Origin of the sequence: Pseudoduganella aquatica (genome assembly GCF_009857595.1) — a bacterium.
Lineage (GTDB): Bacteria > Pseudomonadota > Gammaproteobacteria > Burkholderiales > Burkholderiaceae_D > Rugamonas > Rugamonas aquatica_A.
This window is the reverse complement of sequence record NZ_WWCU01000038.1, coordinates 17463-43910: the sequence shown is the minus strand read 5'-3', so window position 1 is coordinate 43910 and position 26448 is coordinate 17463. Positions and strand designations below refer to the sequence as shown.

At 62.3% G+C, this 26448-nt stretch carries 29 protein-coding genes, 2 tRNA genes and 1 riboswitch; of the genes, 24 read left to right on the top strand and 7 right to left on the bottom strand.

Features of this window, described 5'->3' with window-relative positions; genetic code table 11:
* The first annotated feature begins 85 nt into the window (after positions 1-85).
* Positions 86-808, top strand: coding sequence for a DUF4351 domain-containing protein (locus GTP77_RS31100; protein ID WP_161074760.1), 723 nt, complete (start codon positions 86-88; stop codon positions 806-808).
* A gap of 6 nt (positions 809-814) precedes the next feature.
* Here the strand turns inward: GTP77_RS31100 and nrdR are convergent, their stop codons facing one another.
* Positions 815-1276 carry a transcriptional regulator NrdR gene (gene nrdR / locus GTP77_RS24435; protein ID WP_161074759.1) on the bottom strand — a complete coding sequence of 154 codons (462 nt, stop codon included), beginning with the start codon at positions 1274-1276 and terminating at the stop codon, positions 815-817.
* A gap of 77 nt (positions 1277-1353) precedes the next feature.
* Positions 1354-2598 (bottom strand): serine hydroxymethyltransferase, encoded by a 1245-nt coding sequence (gene glyA, locus GTP77_RS24430; RefSeq protein WP_161074758.1) that lies wholly within the window; start codon positions 2596-2598, stop codon positions 1354-1356.
* A 90-nt stretch (positions 2599-2688) separates the two neighbouring features.
* Positions 2689-2808: riboswitch (ZMP/ZTP riboswitch) on the bottom strand.
* Positions 2809-2893: 85 nt separating this feature from the next.
* Between glyA and GTP77_RS24425 the strand changes: the two genes are divergently transcribed.
* The 20 genes from GTP77_RS24425 (at position 2894) to GTP77_RS24330 (ending at position 19998) form a co-directional block, all read left to right on the top strand.
* The gene (locus GTP77_RS24425; protein ID WP_161074757.1) at positions 2894-3640 is read left to right on the top strand and encodes an SDR family oxidoreductase; all 747 of its coding nucleotides are present in this window, start codon (positions 2894-2896) and stop codon (positions 3638-3640) included.
* Between the two features lie 107 nt (positions 3641-3747).
* The gene (gene ybgC / locus GTP77_RS24420; protein WP_161074782.1) at positions 3748-4170 is read left to right on the top strand and encodes a tol-pal system-associated acyl-CoA thioesterase; all 423 of its coding nucleotides are present in this window, start codon (positions 3748-3750) and stop codon (positions 4168-4170) included.
* Between the two features lie 4 nt (positions 4171-4174).
* On the top strand, positions 4175-4864 hold the full coding sequence (gene tolQ, locus GTP77_RS24415) for a protein TolQ (protein ID WP_161074756.1): 690 nt from the start codon (positions 4175-4177) through the stop codon (positions 4862-4864).
* A 15-nt stretch (positions 4865-4879) separates the two neighbouring features.
* A complete protein-coding gene (locus GTP77_RS24410; protein WP_228893427.1) occupies positions 4880-5320 on the top strand; it encodes an ExbD/TolR family protein in 441 nt (146 codons plus the stop codon).
* 3 nt (positions 5321-5323) lie between these two features.
* On the top strand, positions 5324-6274 hold the full coding sequence (tolA, locus tag GTP77_RS24405) for a cell envelope integrity protein TolA (protein ID WP_308807779.1): 951 nt from the start codon (positions 5324-5326) through the stop codon (positions 6272-6274).
* A gap of 8 nt (positions 6275-6282) precedes the next feature.
* Entirely contained in the window at positions 6283-7557 is a 1275-nt protein-coding gene (gene tolB, locus GTP77_RS24400) for a Tol-Pal system beta propeller repeat protein TolB (RefSeq protein WP_161074755.1), read from the top strand.
* 37 nt (positions 7558-7594) lie between these two features.
* Positions 7595-8122 (top strand): peptidoglycan-associated lipoprotein Pal, encoded by a 528-nt coding sequence (pal, locus tag GTP77_RS24395; RefSeq protein ID WP_161074754.1) that lies wholly within the window; start codon positions 7595-7597, stop codon positions 8120-8122.
* An 87-nt stretch (positions 8123-8209) separates the two neighbouring features.
* Entirely contained in the window at positions 8210-8980 is a 771-nt protein-coding gene (ybgF, locus tag GTP77_RS24390; RefSeq protein WP_371869393.1) for a tol-pal system protein YbgF, read from the top strand.
* A 77-nt stretch (positions 8981-9057) separates the two neighbouring features.
* Positions 9058-9133 (top strand) — tRNA-Lys (locus GTP77_RS24385).
* Positions 9134-9162: 29 nt separating this feature from the next.
* Positions 9163-9238 (top strand) — tRNA-Lys (locus GTP77_RS24380).
* Positions 9239-9579: 341 nt separating this feature from the next.
* Positions 9580-10275, top strand: coding sequence for a hypothetical protein (locus tag GTP77_RS24375; protein WP_161074752.1), 696 nt, complete (start codon positions 9580-9582; stop codon positions 10273-10275).
* Between the two features lie 9 nt (positions 10276-10284).
* Positions 10285-10833, top strand: coding sequence for a hypothetical protein (locus GTP77_RS24370; RefSeq protein WP_161074751.1), 549 nt, complete (start codon positions 10285-10287; stop codon positions 10831-10833).
* 158 nt (positions 10834-10991) lie between these two features.
* Positions 10992-11777: a substrate-binding periplasmic protein gene (locus tag GTP77_RS24365; protein WP_161074750.1), complete on the top strand. Its 786-nt coding sequence runs from the start codon at positions 10992-10994 to the stop codon at positions 11775-11777.
* A gap of 109 nt (positions 11778-11886) precedes the next feature.
* Positions 11887-12690, top strand: a complete 804-nt coding sequence (locus GTP77_RS24360; protein WP_161074749.1) for an alpha/beta fold hydrolase — start codon at positions 11887-11889, stop codon at positions 12688-12690.
* Between the two features lie 2 nt (positions 12691-12692).
* Positions 12693-14315, top strand: coding sequence for an ATP-binding protein (locus tag GTP77_RS24355; protein WP_161074748.1), 1623 nt, complete (start codon positions 12693-12695; stop codon positions 14313-14315).
* A gap of 89 nt (positions 14316-14404) precedes the next feature.
* Positions 14405-14668, top strand: coding sequence for a hypothetical protein (locus GTP77_RS24350; protein ID WP_161074747.1), 264 nt, complete (start codon positions 14405-14407; stop codon positions 14666-14668).
* Between the two features lie 204 nt (positions 14669-14872).
* Positions 14873-16069 (top strand): glycoside hydrolase family 88/105 protein, encoded by a 1197-nt coding sequence (locus GTP77_RS24345; RefSeq protein WP_187358835.1) that lies wholly within the window; start codon positions 14873-14875, stop codon positions 16067-16069.
* Positions 16070-16082: 13 nt separating this feature from the next.
* Complete coding sequence (locus tag GTP77_RS24340; protein WP_161074746.1) at positions 16083-17699, top strand: family 43 glycosylhydrolase; 1617 nt, start codon at positions 16083-16085, stop codon at positions 17697-17699.
* A gap of 11 nt (positions 17700-17710) precedes the next feature.
* The gene (locus tag GTP77_RS24335; RefSeq protein ID WP_161074745.1) at positions 17711-19045 is read left to right on the top strand and encodes a pectate lyase family protein; all 1335 of its coding nucleotides are present in this window, start codon (positions 17711-17713) and stop codon (positions 19043-19045) included.
* 200 nt (positions 19046-19245) lie between these two features.
* Complete coding sequence (locus GTP77_RS24330) at positions 19246-19998, top strand: MCP four helix bundle domain-containing protein (protein WP_161074744.1); 753 nt, start codon at positions 19246-19248, stop codon at positions 19996-19998.
* Positions 19999-20044: 46 nt separating this feature from the next.
* Here the strand turns inward: GTP77_RS24330 and GTP77_RS24325 are convergent, their stop codons facing one another.
* Complete coding sequence (locus tag GTP77_RS24325) at positions 20045-20791, bottom strand: SDR family oxidoreductase (RefSeq protein ID WP_161074743.1); 747 nt, start codon at positions 20789-20791, stop codon at positions 20045-20047.
* A 101-nt stretch (positions 20792-20892) separates the two neighbouring features.
* Here GTP77_RS24325 and GTP77_RS24320 point away from each other — a divergent pair, with 101 nt between their 5' ends.
* Together GTP77_RS24320 and GTP77_RS24315 are read left to right on the top strand one after the other, a co-directional pair.
* Entirely contained in the window at positions 20893-21882 is a 990-nt protein-coding gene (locus GTP77_RS24320; RefSeq protein ID WP_161074742.1) for an AraC family transcriptional regulator, read from the top strand.
* 29 nt (positions 21883-21911) lie between these two features.
* Positions 21912-22385 carry a DUF6130 family protein gene (locus GTP77_RS24315; RefSeq protein WP_308807778.1) on the top strand — a complete coding sequence of 158 codons (474 nt, stop codon included), beginning with the start codon at positions 21912-21914 and terminating at the stop codon, positions 22383-22385.
* 9 nt (positions 22386-22394) lie between these two features.
* Here GTP77_RS24315 and GTP77_RS24310 read toward each other — a convergent pair whose 3' ends face one another.
* The 4 genes from GTP77_RS24310 to GTP77_RS24295 form a co-directional block, all read right to left on the bottom strand.
* Positions 22395-23084 carry a pentapeptide repeat-containing protein gene (locus GTP77_RS24310; RefSeq protein WP_161074741.1) on the bottom strand — a complete coding sequence of 230 codons (690 nt, stop codon included), beginning with the start codon at positions 23082-23084 and terminating at the stop codon, positions 22395-22397.
* 112 nt (positions 23085-23196) lie between these two features.
* Entirely contained in the window at positions 23197-23883 is a 687-nt protein-coding gene (locus GTP77_RS24305; RefSeq protein WP_161074740.1) for a nucleotidyl transferase AbiEii/AbiGii toxin family protein, read from the bottom strand.
* On the bottom strand, positions 23876-24094 hold the full coding sequence (locus GTP77_RS24300) for a hypothetical protein (RefSeq protein WP_228893435.1): 219 nt from the start codon (positions 24092-24094) through the stop codon (positions 23876-23878). The genes GTP77_RS24305 and GTP77_RS24300 overlap by 8 nt, the downstream gene beginning before the upstream one ends.
* Before the next feature lie 76 nt (positions 24095-24170).
* Positions 24171-25721, bottom strand: a complete 1551-nt coding sequence (locus GTP77_RS24295) for a helicase HerA-like C-terminal domain-containing protein (RefSeq protein WP_161074738.1) — start codon at positions 25719-25721, stop codon at positions 24171-24173.
* A gap of 133 nt (positions 25722-25854) precedes the next feature.
* Here GTP77_RS24295 and GTP77_RS24290 point away from each other — a divergent pair, with 133 nt between their 5' ends.
* Positions 25855-26445, top strand: a complete 591-nt coding sequence (locus tag GTP77_RS24290) for a hypothetical protein (RefSeq protein ID WP_161074737.1) — start codon at positions 25855-25857, stop codon at positions 26443-26445.
* Positions 26446-26448 lie beyond the last annotated feature (3 nt).

Here is a 26448-nt window from a genome sequence, read left to right as displayed (position 1 = left end):
GCAAGCCGCTTTGACGCAGATCAAAGCTCATATAACTCAGCCTTAAAATCCCACTAGCGATTGCCTATCGTCATTGCAAGCAGGAATGAAGTGTGCCAGCGCCAACCTTCGGCAGCGGCCTTGCGCCAGATCGAAACGCGTCAGCACACCGAGGGCTAGACTGCTGTTCGGCTGCACGCTGGAATTGAGGTTCCGCACCACTAAACTACAGGATCTTGCCGAGCATACCGGCGCATTGTTGGAGCATAACAACCCCTTCGCCTTGCTTACCGCAGCTCATCTGCTGACTCAGGAAACGCATGGACTGCCCGAGCAACGGCTTGCTGCCAAATGGAAGCTGACACGATTGCTGCTGGCGCGTGACTGGGACCATCAACGTATCGTAAACTTATTCCACGTCATCGACTGGATCATGCTCCTGCCCACCGAGCTGGAAGCCCAGCTCTGGCAGGGCATGGCCAAAATCCAAGGGAGACCCACCATGGAAAATTACATTCCGCGCGGCGCCAGAATCGTGATGCGGCGCGAGCTGGCGGAGGCTAAGGTCAAAGCTGCGCTAGAAGGAAGGCAAGAAGGGATGCTGCAAGGGAGGCAGGAAGGGAGGCAGGAAGGGAGGCAGGAAGGGAGGCAGGAGGGAATACAGCAAGGCCAAGCCGCCCTGCTCGCCATGCAGCTAAGCCAGCGTTTCGGCACCCTGCCAGACGACATCACCTCCATGCTGTCCACAGCCAGCCTGAGCCAGCTGCAAGACTGGGCCAAAGCGGTCATCGACGCGCCCACGCCGGACCAGATCTTCGCCCGCCATTGAGGCGAACTAGGTTTTCGGCGCCTGACCGACTTCTTCGATGGCGTCCTGGAACTCGGCGAGGTCCTCGAAATTCTTGTAGACGGAAGCGAAGCGGATGTAGGCCACCTTGTCCAGCCGCTTCAGCTCCTGCATCACCAGCTCGCCGATATAGTGCGTATCGACTTCGCGCTTGCCGCTGGTGAGCAGTTTTTCTTCGATCGCCTGCACCGCCATGTCCAGCGAGGCAGCCGCCACGGGCCGCTTGCGCAAGGCCAGCGTCAGGGAGCCGCGCAACTTGGCCGCAGCGTACTCCGTGCGGCTGCCGTTCTTTTTGACCACGAACGGCATCACGAGTTCAATGCGCTCGTATGTCGTGAAGCGCTTGTCGCACTTGCCGCAGCGGCGGCGGCGGCGGATCGCGTCCCCCTCCTCCGACACGCGGGTGTCAAGGACGTGGATTTCTTCATGCTGACAGAACGGACATTTCATCTGGCGCCGGGCTTTCGAATATTAAAAGAGCGCCGGACCAACACGGTCACGGCGCCCTGATGTTACCAAGACAATGTTTAAGCGTAAACCGGATGCGCGTCAGCCAGCACCTTCACGGCCGCTTTCACGCGCTCGATGGTGGCGGCGTCATGCGGATTGTCCAGCACGTCGGCGATCAGGTTGCCCACTTGTTCCGCTTCGGCTTCCTTGAAACCGCGGGTGGTCATGGCCGGCGAACCCAGGCGGATGCCCGAGGTCACGAACGGTTTCTGCGGGTCGTTCGGGATGCCGTTCTTGTTGCAGGTGATGTGCGCCTGGCCCAGGATGGCTTCCGCTTCCTTGCCGGTCAGGTTCTTGGCGCGCAGGTCGACCAGGAACACGTGCGACTCGGTGCCGCCCGACACGATGCGCAGGCCGCGCTTGATCAGCGTCTTGGCCAGCACGTCGGCGTTCTTCACCACTTGCTGCTGGTATTCCTTGAACGCTGGCTGCAGCGCTTCCTGGAAGGCCACGGCCTTGCCGGCGATCACGTGCATCAGCGGGCCGCCCTGGATGCCTGGGAAGATGGCCGAGTTGATGATCTTCTCGTGCTCGGCCTTCATCAGGATGATGCCGCCGCGCGGGCCGCGCAGCGATTTGTGCGTGGTCGAGGTGACGAAGTCGGCGTGCGGCACAGGGTTAGGGTACAGGCCGGCGGCGATCAGGCCGGCGTAGTGGGCCATGTCCACCATGAAGTAGGCGCCCACGGCTTTCGCCACGGCGGCGAAACGCTCGAAGTCGATTTTCTTGGAGAAGGCGGACGCGCCGGCGATGATCAGCTTGGGCTTGTGTTCCTTGGCCAGCGCTTCCATGGCGGCGTAGTCGATGTCCTCTTCCGGGGTCAGGCCGTAGGAAACCACATTGAACCATTTGCCGGACATATTCAGCGCCATGCCGTGGGTCAGGTGGCCGCCTTCTGCCAGCGACATGCCCATGATGGTGTCGCCCGGCTTCAGCACGGCGAAGAACACGCCCTGGTTGGCTTGCGAGCCCGAGTTCGGCTGCACGTTGGCCGCTTCCGCGCCGAACAGTTTCTTCACGCGGTCGATCGCCAGCTGCTCGACCACGTCCACGTATTCGCAGCCGCCGTAGTAGCGCTTGCCCGGGTAGCCTTCGGCGTATTTATTGGTCAGCTGGGAGCCCTGGGCTTCCATCACCGCTGGCGAAGTGTAGTTCTCCGAAGCGATCAGCTCGATATGGTCGTGCTGGCGGGTGTTTTCCTTCTGGATCGCGGCGAACAGGTCTGGATCGACGGAGGACAGGGTGTGATCTTTTGCAAACATGAAAAAACTCCAAGTGAGAGAGTAAATCTGGCAGGTGGATCGAATGAGGAACGCCAATAAGCGAGGAGCAGCCTCTTCGTGCTTTCCATCGGTGGCTGCCCAGGCGAACGGCTGTTGATTTGAAATCTCACGTTCCCCGGTGGATGCCCACCTTTCGCCGATAGATCGCGCAAGCGCAGACCCGGCTTTTCGCCAGTCACGTGAGACGTAATGGAAGCCAGATTGTACTATCAACTCAGGCAATTACGCTACACTTGCCCTACTCCACCATGTCATCTATTAGTAAGGAAGCAATATGATCGTCTTCATCACCGGCGCCAGCGCCGGTTTCGGCGCCGCCATGGCCCGCGTGTTCACCGCCAACGGCCACAAAGCCATCATCGCCGCCCGCCGCGTCGACCGCCTGCAGGCCCTGGCTGCCGAACTGGGAGACCAAGTCCTGCCTATCGCGCTGGACGTGACCGACAAGGCCGCCATCCGCGCCGCGCTGGACGGCCTGCCGGCCGCATGGCGCCAGATCGACGTGCTGGTCAACAATGCCGGCCTGGCCCTGGGCGTCAAGCCGGCCCACGAATCCTCGCTGGACGACTGGGAAACCATGATAGACACCAATTGCAAAGGCCTGGTCACCATGACCCACGCCGTGCTGCCCGCCATGGTGGCGCGCGGCGCCGGCACGATTATCAACATCGGCTCCACCGCCGGCGCCTATCCTTATCCGGGCGGCAATGTGTACGGCGCCACCAAGGCCTTCGTCGAGCAGTTCACCCTCAACCTGCGCGCCGACCTGGTGGGCACCGGCGTGCGCGCCACCAATCTGGCGCCCGGCCTGTGCGGCGGCACCGAGTTCTCCAATGTGCGCATGAAGGGCGACGACGCGGCCGCCGCCAAGGTCTACGAGGGCACGGTGCCGCTGGCGCCGCAGGACATCGCCAACACCGCCTACTGGATCGCCACGCTGCCGCCGCACATGAATGTGAACCAGATTGAACTGATGCCGACTTGTCAGGGTTTCTCCCCTTTCACGATCAAACGGGGATAAAATCCATCTTTTCGCCGAAAAAAACGTAAGCGAGTGTTACAAGAGGGCCAAACTCGCTTGCAAAATCGCGTAGAATGTTGCCCAATCTCATTAGTAGTCAGAACAACATGCCTTCAGAGTTTACCTGGAATGTCCGTGTCTATTACGAAGACACCGATGCCGGCGGCATTGTCTATTACGCAAATTACCTCAAATTCTTCGAACGCGCGCGGACCGAATGGCTGCGCGCCATCGGCGTTGACCAGCACGCCCTGCTGCAGCAGCACGACGCCATGTTCGTCGTGAAAAGCGTCGCTGCCGAGTATCATGCGCCAGCTAAACTCGACGATGTACTAAAATTAACCTTAAGTATCGAAAAACTGGGCCGCGCCTCGCTGCAATTTGTGCAGCAAGCCTGGAACGGCGATCAGTTGCTTAACACGGCGCGCGTGAAAGTTGGTTGCGTCGATTCCGCGCTGCGCCCGCGCGCGGTGCCCGATGTGGTAGCGGCACGCATGCGCGGCGCCGTGTCATCCCCAAACTCAGACTGAAACAATGAACGTCACTCAAGACCTCTCCTTCATCGCCCTGATTTCCAACGCGCACCTGATCGTTCAGCTGATCATGGCGCTGCTGCTCGGCATTTCCCTCACCAGCTGGACCTATATCTTCCGCAAGATGTTCGCCGTGCGCGCCGCGCGCCGCCAGACCATCGACTTCGAGAAAACCTTCTGGGCCGGCGGCAACCTGCACGCGCTGCACCAGAGCGCCGGCAGCAACCGTGAACAGAGCGGCGCGCTGGCGCGCATCTTCGAAGCGGGCATGGGCGAATTCATCAAGGGCAAGGCCGCGCACGCGGCCAGCCGCGAGCTGGACGCCGGCGCCGTGCTGGACGGCGCCCGCCGCGCCATGCGCGCCGCCTTCCAGCGCGAAATGGACGCGCTCGAATCGCACCTGGCCTTCCTGGCCTCGGTCGGCTCGGTCTCGCCCTACATCGGCCTGCTGGGCACCGTCTGGGGCATCATGAACGCCTTCCGCGGCCTGGCCAATGTGCAGCAAGCCACGCTGGCCGCCGTCGCGCCCGGCATTGCCGAAGCGCTGATCGCCACCGCCATCGGCCTGTTCGCCGCCATCCCCGCCGTGGTCGCCTACAACCGCTTCTCGCACGATATCGACCGCCTGGCCATCCGCTTCGAGAGCTTCGTGGAAGAGTTCTCCAACATCCTGCAGCGCCAGTCGCGCTAACCGGGGAGCATAACCATGGCATCTTCCTTCTCCAGCGGCATGCGCGGCAGCCGAGGCGGCCGCAAGCTGAAGTCCGAAATCAACGTCGTACCTTACATCGACGTGATGCTGGTGCTGCTCATTATTTTCATGGTCATGCCCTCGTCCAACAACCCGTCGCAGGTGGACCTGCCGCAGGCCGAGCGCTCCACCCGCCCGCCGGACGACTATATCCAGATCATTATCAAGCCCAACGGCGCGCTGTCGATCGGCGTGCAGGGCAAGAACGCGGACGCGCCGGAGACCGAGCCCAACCGCGACGCCCTGGTGCGCAAGCTGCGCAAGCTGCATGAGGCACACCCTGAGTATCCGGTGATGATCGCCGGCGACAAGGAAAGCAAGTACGACGACGTGATCCAGCTGATTTCGGAATCGAAAAAGATGGGCATCAGCCGCGTTGGCCTGGCCACGAAGTAAAGTATGACGATGAAACACGCCACCGCAGGCGGCCCGTACCGGGTGCCGAAACGCGACGACCGCTGGAGCTCGATCGGCCTGGCCGCTGCCATGCACGCGGGCCTGCTGTTCTTCCTGTGGGTGGGCGTGGCATGGCAGAACAACGAGCCGGTGGCGGTGGAAGCGGAAGTGTGGGACATGAGCACCCAGACCGCCGCCCCGCCGGCGCCGCAGCCGCCGGAAGCGAAACCTGAGCCCGAGCCGGAACCGGAGCCCGCGCCCACGCCGCCGCCCAAGGTGGTAGCGCCACCAGTGGAAGCGCCGCCGCCGGCCGTCGACCCCGAGATTGCGCTGCAAAAGCGCAAGGCCAAGGAAAAGGCCGAGAAGGAACGCGTTGAAGAAGAGAAGGCAAAAAAAGTAGCCGAACAAAAGGCCAAGGAACTCGAACAGAAGAAGCTCGACGAGAAGAAGAAACTCGACGAGAAGAAAAAGCTGGAAGAGCAGAAACTGGCCGAGGAAAAGGCCAAGCTGGATCAGGCCAAGGAAGACAAGAAAGCCGCCGAAAAGGCAGCCAAGGCCAAAGCGGAAGCAGAGCAGAAAAAGCTGGATAAACAGCGTGCGGCGGAAATGGCGCGCATCACGGGCGCCGTTGGCGCAGGCACCACCGGCACGGCCGCGAAAGCGACCGCGTCGCGCCTGGACAGCGGCTACGTGGCAGCCATTACCGCCAAGATCAAGAGCAACATCGCGTATGCCGGCAGCGACGTCGCCGGCAACCCGCGCGCCGAGTTCAAGATCGAGCAACTGCCAACTGGGGAAATTATTTCGGTCCGGAAGATCAAGAGTAGCGGCATTCCCGCCTACGACCTGGCGGTGGAAGCAGCCATCGCCAAGTCCTCGCCTTTGCCGAAGAAGAAAGACGGCACGGTCGAACGCGAGATTACCGCAGGATTCAACATGAAAGATTTGCCTTGAGAACCAATATGAAAAAAATGACTAGCCTGACCAATGCACTCGCCGCCGCCAGCCTGCTGGCCAGCCTGAACGCCTACGCGCAGCTGAAGGTGGAAATCTCCGGTGTCGGCAGCAACCAGATCCCGGTCGCCGTGGCCGCCTTTGCCGACGAAGGCGTGGCGCCTGCCCAGGTGTCGGCCGTCATCAAGGCCGACCTGGAACGCAGCGGCATGTTCAAGATCATCGACGCCGGCGTGATCAACAACCCGAACGACGTCGACTACAGCCAATGGAAATCGCGCGGCGCCAACGCCATCGTGGTCGGCACCGTCAGCAAGCTGGCCAACGGCGGCTTCGACGTGCGCTACAAGCTGCACGACACCATCAAGGCCACCAAGCTGTCACAGATGGACCAGACCACCTCGGTCAACGAAGTGCGCCTGTCGGCCCACAAGATCGCCGACGACGTCTACGAAAAACTGACCGGCGTGCGCGGCGCCTTCGCCACCCGCGTCGCCTACGTCACCCAGCAGGGCCGCCAGTACCGCCTGGTGGTGGCGGACTCGGACGGCGAGAACGAACTGCCGGCGCTGATCTCGAACGAGCCCATCATTTCGCCGTCCTGGTCGCCGGACGGCAACAAGGTGGCCTACGTCTCCTTCGAGCAGAAAAAACCCGTGGTCTACGTGCAGAACCTGGTGACGCGCGCGCGCACCGTGGTGGCCAATGAAAAAGGCAGCAACTCGGCGCCGTCGTGGTCGCCGGACGGCAGCAAGGTGGCCGTGGCCCTGTCCAAGACCGGCAACACCCAGATCTTCATCGCCAACGCCGACGGCAGCGGCATCCGCCGCATCTCGAACAGCTCCGGCATCGACACCGAGCCGCAGTTCTCGGCCGACGGCCAGTACATCTACTTCACCAGCGACCGCAGCGGCGGCCCGCAGATCTACCGCATGAGCGCCAACGGCGGCGAAGCCAAGCGCGTCACCTTCAGCGGCAGCTACAACATCAGCCCGCGTATTTCCTCGGACGGAAACACGCTGGCTTACATCTCCCGGCGCGACGGCGGCAACTTCCAGCTCTTTGTACTGGATCTCGCCTCCGGCCAGGAACAACGCCTGTCCGACACCACCAGCGACGAATCGCCTAGCTTCGCCCCGAACGGCAAGTACCTGCTGTACGCGACCGTTTCGGGCGGCCGCAAATCGCTGGCTGTGGTGTCGGTCGACGGCCGCGTAAAGCAACGCTTGACGATTCAAGCGGGCAATATCAAGGAGCCCACCTGGGGTCCTTTCATGAAGTAAAAAGCAGTCCTTTCATCAACGACCAGGAGAACTAACCATGCGTAACGTTAAAAGCGTAGCCTTCATCCTCAGCACCGCAGCCCTGCTGTCGGCTTGCTCGACCCCAGTAAAAGTGGCAGAACCAGCACCAGTGGTGGAAAAGCCAGTTGAAGCGGCCAAGCCAGTTGCCGACACCCGCCCAGTTGCCCCAGTACAAACCGCTTCGATCGACCCGCTGGACGATCCTAAAGGCGTGCTGGCTCAGCGTTCCGTGTACTTCGACTTCGACAGCTACGTTGTGCGTGAAGACGGCAAGCCAGTGGTGCAGAATCACTCCGGCTACCTGACCAAGAACGCCAAGCGCTCGATCCTGATCCAAGGCAACACCGACGAACGCGGCGGCGCAGAATACAACCTGGCCCTGGGCCAGAAGCGCGCTGAAGCCGTCCGTAAAGCCATGACCGCCCTGGGCGTGCCAGAAGGCCAGATCGAAGCCGTATCGCTGGGCAAAGAAAAGCCAAAAGCCGAAGGCCACACGGAAGAAGCATGGGCGCAAAACCGCCGTGCCGATATCGTCTACAAGTAATTCTGTAGTCTTAGTATGGCAACACACGGGGCGGCGCGCAGTTTATACTGCGCCCTGCCCCGTTTCTATTTTGAAAGCGCAATGCACATGACGACACTGACCAAATTCCGCCTGCGTTCCGCCACCGCCGCCGCCCTGCTGGCCGCCGCCACCTTCCTGCCGCTGCACGCCAGCGCCGCCCTGTTCGACGACGACGAAGCCCGCAAAGCCATCCTCGACCTGCGCGCCAAGGTGGAAGCCATGCGCGCCGAGCTGAACGGCCGCATCGACTCCAAGGCCGACAAGTCCATCGCGCTGGACATCAACAACCAGCACGAGCAGACCATGAGCGAAATCGCCAAGTTGCGCGGCTCGCTGGAAGTGCTGGCCAACGAACTGGCCAACACGCAAAAGCGCCAGAAAGATTTCTACGTCGACCTCGACGCCCGCCTGCGCAAGCTCGAGCCGCGCCAGGTGACCATCGACGGCAAGACCGCCGCCGTGGACCCGGCCGAGCAAAAAGCCTACGACGCGGCCATGCTGCTGTTCAAGGCCGGCGACTTCAAGACCGCCACCGTGGCGCTGGCCGAATTCGTGCGCCAGTACCCGGAATCGGGCTACGCGGCCAACGCGCAGTACTACCTGGGCACCACCTACTACGCGCAGAAGGACTGCAAGGCCGCCATCCTGGCGCAGCAAGTGGTGGTGAAAGCCTACCCGGACAGCCCGCGCGCGCCGGAAGCCATGCTCAACATCGCCAGCTGCCAGACCGAGCTGAAAGCGGTCGCCAACGCCAAGAAGACGCTGACCGAGCTGCTGAGCAAGTACCCGGACAGCGAGTCCGCCGCCACGGCCCGCGAACGCCTGAAAGCCAAATAAGCGGCCTGCGGCGACAGTTGATGCTCAAGAGCATTTGACAGGACGGCGGGACACCCCTATAATCTTGCTTCTTTCGGGGGTCGTTAGCTCAGCTGGTAGAGCAGCGGACTTTTAATCCGTTGGTCGCAGGTTCGAATCCCGCACGGCCTACCACTCGAAAGAAGCTAAGGTTTCATTACCTTGGGTCGTTAGCTCAGCTGGTAGAGCAGCGGACTTTTAATCCGTTGGTCGCAGGTTCGAATCCCGCACGGCCTACCAAGAATAATCAAGGAAGCCCACGAATTTACGTTCGTGGGCTTTTTTGTTTCTGGTCGCTCTCTGGTCGCTTACGCTGCAACCTCTACCGCGTGACAGTATCGACAGAGGCCTGATACTGCGTTCTGCACTCTAACACGCCCGATAGGCAAATTCAGCTTCCATACGCCGCTATTTCGCTGCAGCATAAGCGAAAGCTCCCCCCGCAGACCTAAGCACTGCGGCCAGTTCATCAGAGGCCTTCCAGTGCAGAACTACCAGCATCAAACAATCTTGCGCCGAATCAAATCCCGTGGTTCCCGGACCCAGTACGCTCATCAAACACCATCGACAGGGAGCCCAACATGCAGCGGTCCAACGAAGAAACATTCGAAAATACGATCAAGTCACTGGAAGCGACAGCAGCCAGCGCAGGGATGCACCTGGAAATTGACTCCGCTGCACGCAGCATTTACGCGCGCGAGATTAAGGCGATGTCGGACAACCTGCGCAGGCAAGTAGCCAGAGGCCAGTTGACTTGGGTACAAGCGGCAGAACAGGCCCAAAATACGAGGAACGTCGTCATGCAGCTAACCAGATCCCGCACCACTCCCGTCGCCCGGGCTTTCGCCGAGCACTACAAGGCAGAGGGTCGCGGACTAAACGCACTCGTCGCAAAAAAGACCACGCAGTTGTTTGGGGGAAATGCTGTCTTCTCAAATCTCTCGCCGGCAAAGCAGAGCCGCGTATTTGCGGAAATCGTGGCCTCCTCCGGGAGGTCTCAACCTTCCATCACCCGCAATATGATGCGCTTGTCATACCTGGGTCGTGGCGTCATTCTGCTGTCATTGGCAATATCGACATACAACGTGCTCACCGCTCGCAATAGAACTACCGCGATCAAGCGCGAACTGGCGACCACCACTGCGGGAATTGGCGGAAGTATCGCCGCTGGCGCCCTCGCGGGTTTGGCGTGCGGTCCTGGGGCGCCTGTATGTGTAACAATAGGTGCGTTTGTCGGAGGTGCTCTGGCAGCCTTCGGCGCTGGCTTCATATGGTAGAGCAAGCTCGTGAGACTACTTTCGAACTCGGAATTCGCAGCACGGCTGGTATCACACAACACGGATACCGCGCTGGCGTCTTCCGAACTGCTGGTTGACGGCAAACCCACCGGGGTGGTCGTCGACGGCGCCATACTGGAAGCAGCTGTCGATTGGCAAGACTGTCGAATCGCCTTCTTCACCGATGACATTCCGTTTGAAGACATGCTGCGAATTTATATGTTCGACGCCAATTTGGCGTTGCTCGATGCGGCTGTGCTTGGCGGTATGTATTCCACCGGCGCCTTTACTGACCTGCATCTCCAACCTCCAAATACGCTAGCGTTTCGCTTCTTCGCCGGCACCGTTTGGCGCGCGGTGCTGCTCGCCGAACGGGAATTTGCCCTTCCCTTCCTTTCCGACCCGCGTGGCGTGAGCCGAACGTTCAAATTCTTCCGGCACTTCCGGATTGAAGGCGAGCCGCTGCCCGAAAGTCTGCCTGGCGCGTCCGACAGCGCAGAAACGGCACGCAGGCAGCCTACCGCATCGGCATCGCACCGCGCTTCGCGAAAATCGTGAGCCTACACGGCTACGGTGAGATATAAGAGCACTTTCATCGAAGATTTACATCATTCATTACTTTCGGCGAAATAGTCTCTTGCACTCACGCAGCTAGTGCATTGCGAAATATCTCCGCAAAATGAGAGTCAACAAACAACCTGTTACCGGGATGAGTGATGACCAGCGTGCGTAACGTCCCCAGTGCTTCGATTTTCAAGTGCGCAGCGCTGTGCGGCTTATTGCTGCTCGCCGCCAGCGCCGCTCGCAGCGAACCACGGGTTTATATTGATCGTGTTGCGCCCCTCGCCTACAGCGTGAACGGCGTGCAGCAAGGTCTGCTCCATGACTTGATGTCCGAAATGGCGCGCCGCGCACAATACACTGGCGCGATTACGCCCATGCCCTTGCTGCGTCAGCGCTTCCTGATCAGCAGCCATGACGATGCGATAGGCACCATTTGGCGCATGGCGGACAATGAAGACAAATACCGGTGGTGGTGCAAGCTGTTCGAATTCAGCTTCGTCATGGTGGCGGCGCCGGGCAGCAGCGCCGACATTTCATCGATTGAGGCGGCCAAGGACTTGCGCGTGGGCGTTATCCTCGGCTCGCCCGCCGAGGATATGGCCCGCCGCAGCGGCTTCCGCAATATCCAAACCGCCAACAACGCTGCGGCCAACCTGGGCAAACTGGAACTGGGACGCATCGACATCTGGATCGCCGCGCCGCTGGTGCTCAAGGCCACGGAAGCGGAACTTGGCCGCTCACTGGCGACGCTGCGCATTGGCAAGCCAGTCGGGAAAATCGGGCTGTACCTGGCCAGCTCGCACAACTTCGACGCCCGGCAAGGAGAGAAATGGAAGGCGGCGTTTGGCTCCATGCAAAAAGACGGTAGCTACGCGCAAATCATGAAGAAATATGGCGTGCCCTTGGACGAAACCGAGCATCACGCAGCAAAGCGTTAGTCCTCAGCGTTAAATATTTCGGGCTTGCAGCAAACGGACCCGGCGTTGCGTCCTCTACCTGTACAATCCCCCGATTGCTTCCTATTGATTCAACGACCCCGAAAGCGCAATGGACATTCAAAAGAGGAATAACGTGCGCGTCAGTGGTAGCGGCGACGTCACGATGGTGTTCGCGCACGGCTTTGGCTGCGATCAAAATATGTGGCGCCTTCTTGTGCCGCACTTCGAGCAGCGCTTTCGCGTCGTGACATTCGACCTCGTTGGCAGCGGCGGATCCGATCTGTCGGCTTACGACGAAAGCAAATATGGCGTCTTGCACGGCTACGCGGCTGACCTGCTGGAGATATTGGACCAGTACGCCTCGGGACCGGTCATCTTTGTCGGCCACTCCGTCAGTGCCATGATCGGCCTGCTGGCCACCATCGAAGCGCCGCAGCGCTTCCTGGCCCAGCTCATGATTGGTCCCTCGCCGTGCTATGTGAACGATGGCGACTACGTCGGCGGCTTCGAACGGGAAGACATCGATGACCTGCTGGCCACCGTCGAAAGCAATTATTTGGGCTGGTCGAGCGCCATGGCGCCGGCGATCATGGGTGCGCCGGAACAGCCGGAACTGGGCGCCGAATTGACGAACAGCTTCTGCCGCACCGATCCCGCCATTGCCAAACACTTCGCCCGCGTCACTTTCCTGTCCGACCATCGCGCCGACCTGCCAAAGTCGGCGGTGCCGGCACTGATAGTCCAGTGCAGCGACGACCTGATCGCCCCGCTGGCGGTAGGCGAATACATGCATCGTGTCCTGCCACGCAGCACCTTGTCCGTGATCGACAATGTCGGCCACTGTCCACACTTGAGCTCGCCGAGCGCCAGCAGCGCGGCCATGGAAAGCTTCCTCGCATCCTTGGCACGCTAGAGGTGGAACGTCCTCACCTCACTGACGAGCGACTTTACGACAGAGCGGCGTGCGGACTGCTGCTGACCGACGAGAATGGGCTGATATGCCGCTGCAATCAAACGTTCTGCGGCTGGGTGGGCTTGCCGGAAAACGAGCTGGTGGGTAAACGCCGCATCCAGGACATGTTCACGATGGGCGGCAAGGTATTTCATCAAACCCATTTGCTGCCACTGCTGCAAATGCAAGGGTCGGTCGCTGAAGTACAGATCGACATCCGCCATGCCGATAAATCGGTGCTGCCTACCCTGATCAATATCTTCCGGCGCAAGGAAGGCGATCGCATTGTCGATGAGCTTGCCGTCTTCATTGCCACTGACCGGCGGGCGTATGAGCGGGAGTTGCTGCATGCGCGGCGCCACGCCGAGGCGTCGCTGCTCGCGCTGGAGGAAACGCAGAAGGCGCTGCAGGAAAATCGGGATGAGCTTGGGCGCGCCAATGCTGAACTGGCGCGCGCGGATCGCCAGAAAGATGAATTCCTCGCCACGCTCGCGCACGAACTGCGCAATCCGCTGGCGCCACTGCGCAACGTGCTGGAAATCTTCAAGCTCAAGCCACTCGACGATCCTCAGCTGCTCAGGGCACGTGCAGTGTTCGAGCGCCAGATGCAGCAGATGTCGCACCTGGTCGACGACCTGATGGACATTTCGCGCATTACGCAAGGACGGGTCGAGCTGCGGCGCGAGCGCATCAATATTGCTGAGCTGATGCGCCAGGCGGCTGAAGCTTCGCAGGCGCTGATCGATGCCGGCGCGCACCGGCTGTACATGACGCTGCCGGACCATCCCTTGCTGGTGGATGCGGATCCCACGCGCTTGACACAGATCATGACCAACTTGCTCAACAATGCCGCCAAATACACGCCGGAGGGCGGATCCATCTGGTTCGACGCGGCGGAAGAAAATGGCCAGGCGGCCGTCCGTGTCCGCGACTCCGGCATCGGTATCGCGGCCTATCATCTGGCCAATGTGTTCACCATGTTTTCGCAGCTTGAGCCCGCACTTGCGCGCTCCCAGGGAGGCCTTGGTATCGGGCTGGCCCTGGTCAAGGGATTGGTCACACTGCATGGCGGCACGATCGATGTTTTCAGCGAGGGAGTAGGCTGCGGCAGCGAGTTCGTTTTACGCTTGCCGCTGGCTGCGAAAATCCTGCACACTCTCGCCGGTTCAGCGCAAAATGCTGCAAGCACCCCGCAGTCCGTTTCTCCGGCCGACAAGGCAAAGCGCATACTGGTGGTTGACGATAACCGCGACGCCGCCGATTTGCTGGGCATGGCCCTCACCATGCAGGGATTCTCCGTTACGCAGTATTACGACGGTTCCTCGGCGCTGTCGGCCGGCCCGGCATTTCAACCGGACGTGGTCATCCTCGACATCGGACTGCCGGGGATGGATGGCTACACAGTTGCGCGCCACATTCGTTCACAGCCATGGGGAGAACAAACCTTGCTGATCGCTGCCACCGGATGGGGGCAGCAGCGCGATATGGAAGCCACAACGGCTGCAGGATTCGACGCGCATATGGTCAAGCCGCTCGATTTTACCGAACTGGGGGAAGTGATCAACAAAGGCCGCACCCCGCACTGAAATCCGGCCGTTGCGGGATATTCCACAGATCGCACGGCTTAGCGTTTTTCACTGCCCTCCTCCACCTTACACACTACGAAAGAAACACCATGAAAAAAACCGGAATGGCAAAAAGCGACGCCAAGAAGCTGATGGGTAAAATGACCGCGCCCGGCGCTGCCGAATTCGGCAAAGTCGCTGAAGTGGTCGACCGCCGCGAGCAGCGCCGCCGCGACCAGGCGCTGGGCCTGGTGCCGTTTGCCACCAAACTGAACGCTGACCTGGTAGCCCAGATCAACGCGCTGGCCGCTGAACAAGGCACCGATGTGGGCACCGTCGTCACCGCCTTGCTGCAAAAAGGCATGGCGAACTAAGACGCCGCAGGCGAGCAGCCCCAGCAAGCCAACCTCCGGGTTGGCTTTTCAGTTTTTGGGCCAGCAAAAACTCACCCTCAATGAGCACTTCCCGTAGCCGTTTTATGCAATGATGCATTTTGGCCTGACCAAACCAAAAAACTGGACTAGCCAATCCCAATTTCCCTATGCCATACTCGAAGTCCTGTCCGAAGGAGCCGCACCATGACGCTTGCTTCACCCCGCTTCGCCCTGCGCCGCGCGCATTGTGTTTTGCTTGGCCTGCTGTTCGCCTGTTCGGCCCATGCTGCGGCGCCGCTCGGGGTAGCTGTGTCGGATGCCATCATGCAGCGCTATACCCCCACCATCGAGGCGATGGGCAACTACGGCTGGGACCATTCGAACAGTGTCGTCCTGCACGGGATGGAGAAGATTTACGGGCGCACGCGCGACAAGGCTTATCTCCAGTACATCCAGGCCTTCGCCGACCAGTTCATCAATAGCGACGGCAGCATCAAGGCGCTGCATGCGAGCATGGACGGCATGCATCCGGGCGTGCTGTGCCTGTTTCTATACCAGGAGACAGGCGACAAAAAATACCTGCAAGCCGCCAAGACCATGCGCGACATGATGCTGGGCACAGCCGCCCAGCCATCGACGTTCATGCGCACGCCCCACGGCGGCTATTGGCACAAGAGCGAGCCGCGCTACAAGAACGTGATGACGGTGGACGGCCTGTATATGGCTTACCCCTTCCTGGTGCGCTATGCGCTGGTAGCCAACGAGCCGGCCTTGCTCGACCTGGCCGCCAGCCAGATCCTGATGGTCTCCGCCAGCTCCTTCGATCAGCGCCACAAACTGGCCTACCACGGCTGGGACTGGGGCAAGGAGCAGCCCTGGGCGCATCCGATCACGGGCAACTCCTCCCAGTTCTGGTCGCGCGCGTCCGGCTGGTATTCGATGATGCTGGCCGATGTACTCGAATACCTGCCGCCCACCCATCCGCAATACGGCAAGCTGCTGTTCCTGTTCCAGAACCTGGCCCAGGGCATCAAGACGGCCCAGCATGTCGACGGCTTCTGGTACGACGTGCTCGACGTGCCTACCGGGGCCGGAAATTTCCCGGAAACCAGCGGCAGCGGAATGATGGTGTATGCGCTGCAAAAAGGCGTCAACCTGAAACTGCTCGATCCGGCCTATGCGGCGGTGGCGCAGCGCGGCTGGCAGGCACTGCAGACCAAGGTCAGCCGCTACCAGGACGGCGGACCGCAAATCAATTCGGTCGCGCCGGGCATGGGAGTGCAGAAGGACTACGAGGCCTATATGGCGATCCGTCCGGTCAGCGTGCCCGTACCGCAAGGTAAACACCATCCGCACGGCTATATCGGCGTGCTGATGGCCGCCTCTGTCATGGAAAAATAATGGAATCAAGCATATGCGTTTAGCCGCCGTCCTGCTGGCCCTGTCGGCCCCGATCGCACCGTTCGCCGCGGCGCAAAACACCGCGCCCTGCACCAAGGAGCTTGGCAATCCCTTCCTGCGCCACTGCCAGGACTGGGCCAGGGGCGTTGAACAGCAGCGCAAGGCGGACCTGGGCAATGGCAGCTACCTGAACCCCATCATGGCCGGCGACCACCCCGATCCCAGCGTGCTCAAGGACGGCGACGACTATTACATGACCTTCTCCTCGTTCGAGGCCTACCCCGGCCTGACGATCTGGCATTCGCGCGACCTGGTGAACTGGGAACCGATAGGCAGCGCGCTGAAGCAATACGTGGGCAGCGTCTGGGCGCCCGAGCTGACCAGGCACAACGGCCGCTACTACCTCTACATTCCGGCCAAACTGCCCGGCAACAACAATATCTATGTCATCCACGCCGACAATATACGCGGCCCCTGGTCGGAGCCCGTGGCGCTGAACAATGCCCGCATCGACCCCGGCCACATCGTCGGCGAGGACGGCAAGCGCTACCTGTTCCTGTCGCACGGCGACCGCGTCCAGCTGTCCGACGACGGCCTGAAAATCGCCGGGCCGGTGCAGCACGTCTACGACGGCTGGAAATACCCGGAAGAGTGGGACGTGGAAGGCTACGCCCAGGAAGGCCCGAAGATGACGCGCCACGGCGACTACTTCTACATGACGCTGGCCCTGGGCGGCACGGCCGGTCCGCCCACCGGCCACATGGTGGTGTCGGCACGCTCCAGGTCCATCCACGGGCCTTGGGAGAACTCACCCTACAACCCCATTATCCGCACAGAATCGGCGGCGGAAAAATGGTGGTCCAAGGGGCACGCAACGCTGGTCGAGGGACCGGGCAAGTCCGGCTGGTACATGATGTACCACGGCTACGAGAACGGCTTCCACGCCCTTGGCCGCCAAGCCTTGCTGGCACCTATCGAATGGACCAGCGACGGCTGGTTCAAGGCCGCCGCCTTTGATGCCGGCAAGCCCATCCCCAAGCCGGCGGGCGGCAGCGCGGTCCAGCACGGCATGGCGTTGTCCGACGATTTCTCCAGCAATAAATTCGGCCTGCAATGGAGCTTCTTCCGTGGCGGCGTGGACGAAAACAAGCGCGTGCGCTACCGCGACGGCCTGCTGGAACTGGACGCGAAAGGCGGCTCGCCAGCCGACAGCTCGCCGCTCACCTTCCTTGCCGGCGACCAGGCTTACCAGTTCGAGGTGGACATCGATTTCGACCCCGGCGCGCAGGCGGGCGCCCTGCTGTTCTACAACGACAAGCTGTACGCCGGCGTCGGCGTGAACAAGGACGGCTTCATCCTGCACCGCTACGGCATGGACCAGCCGCGCGGCGGCAAGCCGGCCGGCATGGCCAACAAGCTGCGCATGCGCGTCACCAACGACCGCCACATCCTGACCATCCACACCAGCACCGACCAGGGCAAGACCTGGCACAAATACGGCGTGCAGATGGAAGTGTCCGGCTACAACCACAACACCGCTTACGGCTTCATGAGCCTGCGTCCCGCCATCTACGCCGCCGGGAAGGGCAAAGTCCGTTTCACCAACCTCGTCTACCGTGCCCTGCCTTGAACTGGAGAACCATGAAGCTGCCCGCCATCCGTAAGATCGCCCTCGCCCTTGCCATGGGCGCCTGCTCCCTGACCGCCCATCCCTCCGCCTCGGCAAGCGGCATGGACCGGGCCGCGATAGACGTGCGCGGCTGGGCCGCCGACACCAAGGGCGGCGCCGGCGGCGCTATCGTGCGCGTGACCAATCTGAACGCCGGCGGCGAAGGCTCCCTGGCCGCCGCGCTGGCCACCGACGGCGCCCGCATCATCGTGTTCGAAGTGGGCGGCGTGATCGACCTGCAAGGCGCCAGCCTGAACATCCGCAAGCCCCACGTCACGGTGGCCGGCCAGACCGCGCCCCATCCCGGCATTACGCTGATCCGGGGCGGCCTGTCGGTCTCGGCGAGCGACGTGATCGTGCAGCACATCGCCGTGCGCCCCGGCGAAAACGGCAAGCCGAAAAAGAGCGGCTGGGAGGTCGACGGCCTGTCCACCAGCGGCGCCAGCAACGTCATCGTCGACCATTGCAGCTTCAGCTGGGCCACCGACGAAAACCTGTCCGCCTCCGGCGCGCGCTTCAACGGCAAGACGCCGGAAGACTGGCCGAACGGCACCTCGCACCGCGTCACCTACAGCCACAACATCATCGCCGAAGGCCTGCGCAATTCCGCCCACGGCAAGGGTGAACATTCCAAAGGCACGCTGATCCACGACAACGCCGAGCAGATCCTCCTGTACGGCAATCTGTATTCGTCCAACGTCGAACGCAACCCGCTGGTGAAGGGCGGCGCCAAGGTCGCCGTGGTCAACAACCTGATCCACAACCCGGGCAAGCGCGCGGTTCACTACAATCTGATCGCCCACGAGTGGGGCGAGCGCGCGCCGCGCACCGGCGCCGTGACGGTGGTGGGCAACGTGCTGCGCGGCGGGCCGGACACCAGCCCCAAGACGCCGCTGTTCAGCCTGGGCGGCTCGGGCGACGTCAGCCTGTTCATGCAGGACAATATTGCCGTTGATGCCAACGGCGAGCCGCTGCCCATGATGGGCCGCTACACCGCCGACACCGCCCGGGTGATCCAGGCGGACCAGCCCTACCTGCCGCCCGGCCTGGCGCCGCTGCCGGCCCAGGGCCTGGAAAGCGTGATCTACGCCAGCGCCGGCATGCGCTCTTGGCAGCGCGACGCCATCGACTTCAAAATCCTGTCCGACGTGGCCGAAGGGCGCGGCAACATTGTCGACAGCGAAGCGCAGTCGTCCGGCTATCCGGCCTACGCGCCCACCCGCAAAGCCTTCGTGGCGGACGATTGGAATCTGGCGGACATGTCGCCCAAGGCCGGCTGGCAGTCGCTGGCGGTCAAGCGCCCCTGAGTGTCGGCAGGCAGCCACAGCCCTCTCGTTTCCGTACAGAAAATTGTGCTACGATGGCTGCATTGCCTCACCAGAATTCCGTCGTTTCCCGACTTCTGTCACGACACGGCAGCGCCTGCGCTGCCTTTCTCCATCCGGCCCCACCCTCGCCGAGCTAATACCTTAGTTCAGTACTGCGCACCGGCGCAGGAAGGGAAGCCATGAAAACCGCACATTTACGCATTGGTACCAAGCTGGCCCTGGCCTTTACCATCCAGATCGCCCTGCTGGCGGCCACCGCCGCCTACGGCCTGAACCGCATGGACCTGATGCAGGCCAACCTCGACGAGATCACCCGCGTCAACCAGCGCGAGGCAGCCCTGGCGTCGGCCATGCAGATGGCCCTGGCCGAGCGCATGGTCGCGCTGCGCAATGCCGTCCTGCTGAGCAAGGACAACGACATCAGCGCCGAAATCCGCCAGATTGACCTGGCCGACAAGGCGTATTCAACGGAGCAGGCCGCCCTGAAGAATATGCTGGCGGAGTCGTCCGCCAGCGAGGATGAGCTGCAGGCGCTGCGCGATGCCGACAACGCGGCCAGCGCCTCGGAAACGCTAATCGAAGACATCATCAGCGCCGCCCAGCAGCACGCCAGCAGCAAAGCCACCACGCTCATCGTCACGCAGTTGGCGCCGATACAGGCGCGCTGGAACGCGGCGCTGTCCCGGCTGGCGCAAATCCAGACCCAGCAGAACGAAATGGTGGTGGCCGCCAGCAAAGAGGCGGCCACGCACGCGCGGCTGATGTTGGGCGCACTGGCCGGCCTGTCGGTGCTGGGCGGCATACTGCTGGCCTGGGCCATCACGCGCAGCATCGCCCGCCCCATCTCGGTCCTGCTGGGCAGCGTCATGAGCGACGCCGCACGCTGGCGCAGCGAAGACGCCTCGCTCCCGGGAAAAGGCCTGGGTCCATAAGACCCGGCAGCGGCGGGATGCGCCCGCCCCAGTCCCTGCGCGCAAGCTAGGCTTGGGCTCCTGCCAGCGCCACCGCATCTGCGCCCGCAGCAAAGCGCAGCCGGCCGGACGTATCATTCGCAGCGCGCCAGACCTGCTGCGCCACATCCCCCTCCGTGGTGACAGCGGCCGGCTGCGTGAACGCGGCGAAAACGCTCTGCGCATACGGCGCGTAGGCTTCCGGTATCAATCCCTCCAGGCGCGCGCCGGTGTTCGCGGTGAATGCGGTGCTGGGGCCATAGCCCGGCTGCACCAGCTTGACTTGCAGGCCAAAGCCTTCCAGCTCAAACGCCAGCGACGCGGTAAAGCCTTCCACCGCCATCTTGCTGGCGGTGTAGGCCGCCACCAGCGGCATGGGCGCCAGTACGGCGCTGGAAGTCACATTCACCACCACGCCCGACCGGCGGGTGCGGAACTGCGGCAGCACGGCCTGCGTCATCGCCATCGTGCCAAAGGTATTGGTGTCGAACACCTCGCGCACCGTAGCCATCGGCGTGGCCTCGAATGCGCCGAACAAGCCGATGCCCGCGTTGTTCACCAGCACATCGATCGGCCCGCTCGCTTCAAGCGCCGCAGCAATGCTGTCGGCGCTGGTAACGTCCAGCGCCAGCACCCGCATGCGTTCGCTGCGCGGCAGCAAGTCCTCGCGCGGCGTGCGCATGGTGGCGATAACGTTCCAGCCCTGGGCGTGGAAATGGCGCGCGGTTTCCAGGCCATAGCCCGAGGAGCATCCGGTAATCAGTACGGTTTTCATGGTGTGTATTTCAGTGTGGGTTGGGACAGCCATAACGATAGCGGAGCGCCGCAGGACGAACTACAATAAAGAGTCCACATTTCATTTGCTAGCGTCCAGCGATGAGCGATCCCCTGTCCCAACTCATTTCCCTGTTACAGCCGCGCGCGGTGCTGTCGAAAGGCATCAGCGGCGCTGGCGCGTGGGCGGTGCGTTATGCGGCATTCGGCCAACCGGGTTTTTGCGCGGTGCTGGAAGGGAGCTGCCTGCTCGCTGTCGACGGCCAGGACACCGTCACACTGGAAGCAGGAGACTTTGTGCTACTACCGGAAACGCCAGGCTTCACCATGTCCGGCTTCGAACCCGCGTTGCCCGTGCAAATCGAACCCGCCGCGGCCGATGCAGCCGACACGGCGCAGCCCGACATGCGCCACGGCACGCAGGACGGCGCGCCCGATGTGCGCCTGCTGGGCGGCGCCTTCGCCTTCGATTCGGCGGATGCGGCCTTGCTGGTGTCCCTGCTGCCGCCGCTGGTGCATGTGCGCGGTGTGGAACGGCTGGCGGTGCTGGTGCGGCTGGTGCGCGAGGAGTCCGAGGCGGACCGGCCGGGCCGCAGCGTGGTGCTGACACGCTTTGTGGAAGTGCTGCTGATCGAAGCGCTGCGGCTGGCCTCCACAGCGCAAGCACCGCCCGGACTGCTGCGCGGACTGGCCGACGACAGGCTGGCGGCGGCCATGCGCTCCATGCACGGCGAGCCCTCGCGCGCATGGACGATGGCGCAGCTGGCGAAAGCCGCCGCGCTGTCGCGCTCGGCCTTTTTCGAACGCTTCTCACAGGCGGTGGGGCTGCCGCCCATGGAATATCTGCTGGCCTGGCGCATGGCGCTGGCCAAGGACATGCTGCGCCGGCAGGACCTGCGCCTGGCCACGGTTGCCGAGCGCGTCGGCTACAGCTCGGCCAGCACCTTCAGCACGGCGTTCAGCCGCCACGTGGGCCTGGCGCCCAGCCGGTTCGCCCGATTGTATCGCTCTGTGTCCACACGGCGCGCAGACACAAAATCCGTCCCCCCCGCCGCAAACCGGACAAACGGCAGCTACACCAGCGGCGTCTAATGGAATCCCCAGCCCACAACGAAGGAATCATGATGCCAAGCTTACTGAAACACCTGGCAGCGGCGGCCGCCGTCATCGCAGGCGCGTCGCTCTGCACCATGGCCGGAGCGCAAACCGCTTCCGAAGCGGGCCGTCCCGCCGCCGTGATTCCGCTCGCATCCGAGCCGGCGCCCAAGCTGATCGCTTACGCGCCGCTGCCGGACGCGCTGGCCCGGGGCGTGGTCATCATCCAGCACCGCACCGAGAACCTGCGCGTGCTGCCGGTGTTCGGCAAGGAAGCGGTGGCCGTATCGCCCCACCTCGGCCACATCCACGTCACGGTGGACGACTGGAAAGGCACCTGGGCGCACACCAGCACCGATCCCCTGATCCTGGTCGGCCTCACGCCCGGCCCGCACAAGGTGCTGCTCGAGATTGCGGACCCCAGCCACAAAATCCTCGGCAGCCAGACCGTCAGCTTCACCGTGCCGCCGAAGCAAGGCCCCAGCGAGCACGCGCATTAATCCCCTTGTTCATGCAACGATCAGGCCCATCTCCCTCAGCACGGCGGCGGCCTGCGCGTGGGAGATGACGGCGCCGCGGAACATTTTGGCGTCGTTCAGTTTCAGGCCGCCGATCTCCGCGCTGCGCAGGTCGGCGTTGTCGAAGCGGGACAGCTTGAGGATGGCGTCGCGCAGGCTGCCGCCTTCAAAGACGGCGTCGCGGAAGTCGCAGCCGGACAGGTCGGCGTCCGAGAAGTCCAGGTTCTTCAGTTCGGCCTTGCGGAAAGAGAAGCCGCGCAGGTCGGCGCCCACCAGCAAGCAATCCTCGAACGACGCGCCGAGATGGGACACTTCCTCGAAGGACGCGCCGGTCAGCTTGCAGCCGCGATAGCTGGCCGAGGCCAGCTTGGCCCTGCGCCACTTCGTGTTGTTCAGGTCGCAGCCCTGGAATTGCGCGTCCACCAGGTCGGCCGCCTCGAAGTCGGCCCCGCCGGCGCGGCAGCGCAGCCATTTGGAATGCGACAGCTTGCAGGCATACAGCACCGCCTCGCCGAACGCGCAACGCTCAAAGGTGCAGGATTGCAGGTCCAGGCGCGACAGGTCCGCATCGCTGAAGTCGCAGTTGGAGAAATGGCGGACGGAGAGCGCCAGGTGCTGTTCCAGCTCCTCGCGGCTCAGGCTGGCATCGGATATCGTGGTGGCAGGGGCGTGCAGATTCATAAGGCGTTCTGGTCGGACGGCAAGATGGAGCGGCCGAGTATGCGCGCCTCACGCAAAATTAACCAGTCTAGCCAGAACGCCGGATTTCTGAACAAATCCGGCTTGCGCCGCCTTAGACGTCCGGCAAAGAACCAAGCAACAACTCGGGGATACTCTCGGCAAAGGCTGGGGCCATATGCATCTTCTTCAAGCAGGACGCCAAGTAGCCAGAATCGCTCACCAGCTGGATAGCTTGGCTGTAGGCAGTATCGATGCTTTGGCCGTATGGCACACGTGCCTTGGCCCAAGCCTCGTCGGGGATCGCTCCCCAGTGCTGAATAAGCATTGCCAAATCAATGGCATCGCGGCTCAGCGCGGAAAGATCGCCATGCCGGTCAGCGTTGGCAAGCAACTTTTCAGCGTACATATCCTCACGCGCCAGCGTCGGAACACCAAGCAAGAGATCCATGCTGCCGCTAATATTGATTCGGCCCTCGCTAACAATCTCAAATTTTATCGGCACGCCATCAACCCGAACAAAGGTTAGAATCCCATAGCGGTCTGCGCGTACTTCACGCGCCAATTCCACAGGCCCGGCAAGAATGGTCCCCAGAGAGGTATTGCTGATCGTATTGCGCAAGGCTCGATATCCATCAATCGAGCTGCACAGGAAGTCAACATCCGCCGATTCCCTGTACTCGCCCAAAGACAGGGTGATAGCCGTTCCGCCACCGAAATAGCAATCGGACTGGGCAAGGAACTCTGCGTCCAGGCAGGCGAGGAATTTGGCGATACGTTGGTGATGAGGCCGGTCAAACATGCAAGATGCCATGGCCGTATTCGCGAATCAGCCACTCAACGACGGCGCGCTCGCGAGCAGGCATGGCAGCTTCGTCAACAAAACGCCAGTTCCTTTCGTAGAGATCGAACGCCTCCTCTCCGGTGATCGCATCATGTGGATTGCGGTTCCATGCGATCAGTCGGAGCTGGGGCAAATCCCCAATGACAAAGGTGTCAGCTGCGGCTTTCATTGACCAATTATGCACCATGCAATGAGTGTTTTCAAACGAACCCTTCTCATCAGTCCGCTGGGGTCGGCAGCCGCGTCTAGCGCTTCTTCAGGATGGAGCCCAGCACGCCACGGATGATCTCGCGGCCCACTTGCGAACCTATGCTGCGGGCGGCCGATTTCACCATCGCTTGCACGGCAGTGTCGCGCTTGCCGGATTTGCCGAACAGGCCGCCCAGCACGTCGCCGAAGATGGAGCGGTCGTCGGCCGGGGCTGGCTGAGCCTGGGGCTGGGACTGCGGCTGATATTGCGGCGGCGCATTGCCGCGTCCGGCGGCGGCCGGGCGGTCGTCGCCCGCGCGCGCCGTGCTGGCCAAGCGGCTGTTCAGCTGTTCGTAGGCCGACTCCCGGTCCACCGTTTTTTCGTAGACGCCCGCCACCACGGAACCGTCGATGGCGGCCTTGCGCTCGGCGGCGTCGATGGGGCCAAGCTGGCTGGCCGGTGGCAGGATGAAGGCGCGCTGCACGATCTGCGGCGTGCCCTTCTCGTCCAGGAAGGACACCAGCGCCTCGCCCACGCCCAGTTCGGTAATCACCTGCGCCACGTCCAGCGCGGGATTCGGGCGGAAGGTCTCGGCGGCGGCCTTCACCGCCTTCTGGTCGCGCGGCGTGTAGGCGCGCAGCGCGTGCTGCACGCGGTTGCCAAGCTGGCCCAGCACCGTGTCCGGAATGTCGAGCGGGTTCTGCGTGATGAAGAACACCCCCACGCCCTTGGAGCGTATCAGCCGCACCACCTGCTCTATCTTCTGCAGCAGCGCCTTGGGCGCCTCGGCGAACAGCAGGTGCGCCTCGTCGAAGAAGAACACCAGCTTGGGCTTGTCCAGGTCGCCCACTTCCGGCAGCTGCTCGAACAGCTCGGACAGCATCCACAGCAGGAACACCGCGTACAGGCGCGGCGCATTCATCAGCTTGTCCGCGCACAGGATGTTGACCACGCCCTTGCCGGCCGCATCGGTTTGCAGCAGGTCGTCGATATTGAGCATGGGCTCGCCGAAGAACTGGTCGCCGCCCTGCTCCTCGATGGCGATCAGCCCGCGCTGGATCGCGCCTATGCTGGCGGCGCTGATGTTGCCGTAGCTGGTCTTGTAATCGGCCGCGTTGTCGCCCACGTGCTGCAGCATGGCGCGCAGGTCCTTGGTGTCGAGCAGCAGCAGGCCGTTGTCGTCGGCAATGCGGAACACCAGCTGCAGCACGCCTTCCTGGGTGTCGTTCAGGTTCAGCATGCGCGCCAGCAGCAGCGGCCCCAGGTCGGACACGGTGGCGCGCACCGGATGGCCCTGCTGGCCGAACACATCCCAGAACGTCACCGGGCAGCCTGCCCACTGCGGCGCGTCCAGCTTCAGCGCCGCCAGCCGCTTGCCCATCTTCTCGCTCAGCGCGCCGGGCTTGGCGATGCCGGACAGGTCGCCCTTCACGTCCGCCATGAACACCGGCACCCCGATGTCGGACAGCGACTGCGCCATCTTTTGCAGCGTGACCGTCTTGCCGGTGCCGGTGGCGCCGGTGATGCAGCCGTGGCGGTTCACCAGGCTGGACAGCATTTCCAGCCCCAGCTGGTCATTCTTCGCAAGCAAAAGGGACGTCGGCATGATCATTCTCGCAAGTGATTGGAATAACTATCATACCGCCCCGCCGTGACAATTGAATAGTTTTGCGCTTTACGCAAGAGGCTAATATCCACATGGAAACTTTTTCCATTCGCAAACCTCATCTGCCCATCCTATGACCGACAACGTTTACGCCCCGCCCAAAGCCGAACTTAGCCCTATTCACGACAGCACCGCCGGCCATCCGTTTTACGTGGTTTCGCAGCGCAAGTTCCTGATCCTGTTTTTCGCCACCGTCGGCATTTACCAGCTGTTCTGGCATTTCAAGAACTGGAACCAGTATCGCCGCGCCAGCGCAGACAGCGTGTGGCCGGTGCCGCGCGCCATTTTCTCGGTCTTTTTTGTGCATGCGCTGCTGCGCAAGGTAGCGTCCCGCGCCGAAGACCTGGGCGCGGCGCCATGGAATTACCGCAGCACCGCCTGGCAGCTGGTTGTGCTGCTGCTGGCAAGCGCGGTGCTGGAGCAGCTGATCAAGTCCAGCGTAGGCAGCACTATCGCAGGCCTGTGCTCGCTGCTGATCCTTGCACCGATGAGCTTTTGCTACCTGGCCGCCCAGGAACACATCAACGCAGCCTGCGGCGATGCCCAGGGCCAGGGCAACGACCAGCTCACCACCGCCAACATCGTCTGGTGCGTGATAGGCGCGGTGCTGTGGCTGTTCACGCTGATCGGCGTGTTCGGCAGATCCTACCTGGAACAAACCTGACCG

Excerpts from the sequence above, each read along its gene's own strand:
- GTP77_RS31100 (WP_161074760.1), top strand. The coding sequence starts at position 86 with ATGAAGTGTGCCAGCGCCAACCTTCGGCAGCGGCCTTGCGCCAGATCG.
- nrdR (WP_161074759.1), bottom strand. The coding sequence starts at position 1,276 with ATGAAATGTCCGTTCTGTCAGCATGAAGAAATCCACGTCCTTGACACC.
- glyA (WP_161074758.1), bottom strand. The coding sequence starts at position 2,598 with ATGTTTGCAAAAGATCACACCCTGTCCTCCGTCGATCCAGACCTGTTC.
- GTP77_RS24425 (WP_161074757.1), top strand. The coding sequence starts at position 2,894 with ATGATCGTCTTCATCACCGGCGCCAGCGCCGGTTTCGGCGCCGCCATG.
- ybgC (WP_161074782.1), top strand. The coding sequence starts at position 3,748 with ATGCCTTCAGAGTTTACCTGGAATGTCCGTGTCTATTACGAAGACACC.
- tolQ (WP_161074756.1), top strand. The coding sequence starts at position 4,175 with ATGAACGTCACTCAAGACCTCTCCTTCATCGCCCTGATTTCCAACGCG.
- GTP77_RS24410 (WP_228893427.1), top strand. The coding sequence starts at position 4,880 with ATGGCATCTTCCTTCTCCAGCGGCATGCGCGGCAGCCGAGGCGGCCGC.
- tolA (WP_308807779.1), top strand. The coding sequence starts at position 5,324 with ATGACGATGAAACACGCCACCGCAGGCGGCCCGTACCGGGTGCCGAAA.
- tolB (WP_161074755.1), top strand. The coding sequence starts at position 6,283 with ATGAAAAAAATGACTAGCCTGACCAATGCACTCGCCGCCGCCAGCCTG.
- pal (WP_161074754.1), top strand. The coding sequence starts at position 7,595 with ATGCGTAACGTTAAAAGCGTAGCCTTCATCCTCAGCACCGCAGCCCTG.
- ybgF (WP_371869393.1), top strand. The coding sequence starts at position 8,210 with ATGACGACACTGACCAAATTCCGCCTGCGTTCCGCCACCGCCGCCGCC.
- GTP77_RS24375 (WP_161074752.1), top strand. The coding sequence starts at position 9,580 with ATGCAGCGGTCCAACGAAGAAACATTCGAAAATACGATCAAGTCACTG.
- GTP77_RS24365 (WP_161074750.1), top strand. The coding sequence starts at position 10,992 with ATGACCAGCGTGCGTAACGTCCCCAGTGCTTCGATTTTCAAGTGCGCA.
- GTP77_RS24360 (WP_161074749.1), top strand. The coding sequence starts at position 11,887 with ATGGACATTCAAAAGAGGAATAACGTGCGCGTCAGTGGTAGCGGCGAC.
- GTP77_RS24350 (WP_161074747.1), top strand. The coding sequence starts at position 14,405 with ATGAAAAAAACCGGAATGGCAAAAAGCGACGCCAAGAAGCTGATGGGT.
- GTP77_RS24345 (WP_187358835.1), top strand. The coding sequence starts at position 14,873 with ATGACGCTTGCTTCACCCCGCTTCGCCCTGCGCCGCGCGCATTGTGTT.
- GTP77_RS24340 (WP_161074746.1), top strand. The coding sequence starts at position 16,083 with ATGCGTTTAGCCGCCGTCCTGCTGGCCCTGTCGGCCCCGATCGCACCG.
- GTP77_RS24335 (WP_161074745.1), top strand. The coding sequence starts at position 17,711 with ATGAAGCTGCCCGCCATCCGTAAGATCGCCCTCGCCCTTGCCATGGGC.
- GTP77_RS24330 (WP_161074744.1), top strand. The coding sequence starts at position 19,246 with ATGAAAACCGCACATTTACGCATTGGTACCAAGCTGGCCCTGGCCTTT.
- GTP77_RS24325 (WP_161074743.1), bottom strand. The coding sequence starts at position 20,791 with ATGAAAACCGTACTGATTACCGGATGCTCCTCGGGCTATGGCCTGGAA.
- GTP77_RS24320 (WP_161074742.1), top strand. The coding sequence starts at position 20,893 with ATGAGCGATCCCCTGTCCCAACTCATTTCCCTGTTACAGCCGCGCGCG.
- GTP77_RS24315 (WP_308807778.1), top strand. The coding sequence starts at position 21,912 with ATGATGCCAAGCTTACTGAAACACCTGGCAGCGGCGGCCGCCGTCATC.
- GTP77_RS24310 (WP_161074741.1), bottom strand. The coding sequence starts at position 23,084 with ATGAATCTGCACGCCCCTGCCACCACGATATCCGATGCCAGCCTGAGC.
- GTP77_RS24305 (WP_161074740.1), bottom strand. The coding sequence starts at position 23,883 with ATGTTTGACCGGCCTCATCACCAACGTATCGCCAAATTCCTCGCCTGC.
- GTP77_RS24300 (WP_228893435.1), bottom strand. The coding sequence starts at position 24,094 with ATGAAAGCCGCAGCTGACACCTTTGTCATTGGGGATTTGCCCCAGCTC.
- GTP77_RS24295 (WP_161074738.1), bottom strand. The coding sequence starts at position 25,721 with ATGCCGACGTCCCTTTTGCTTGCGAAGAATGACCAGCTGGGGCTGGAA.
- GTP77_RS24290 (WP_161074737.1), top strand. The coding sequence starts at position 25,855 with ATGACCGACAACGTTTACGCCCCGCCCAAAGCCGAACTTAGCCCTATT.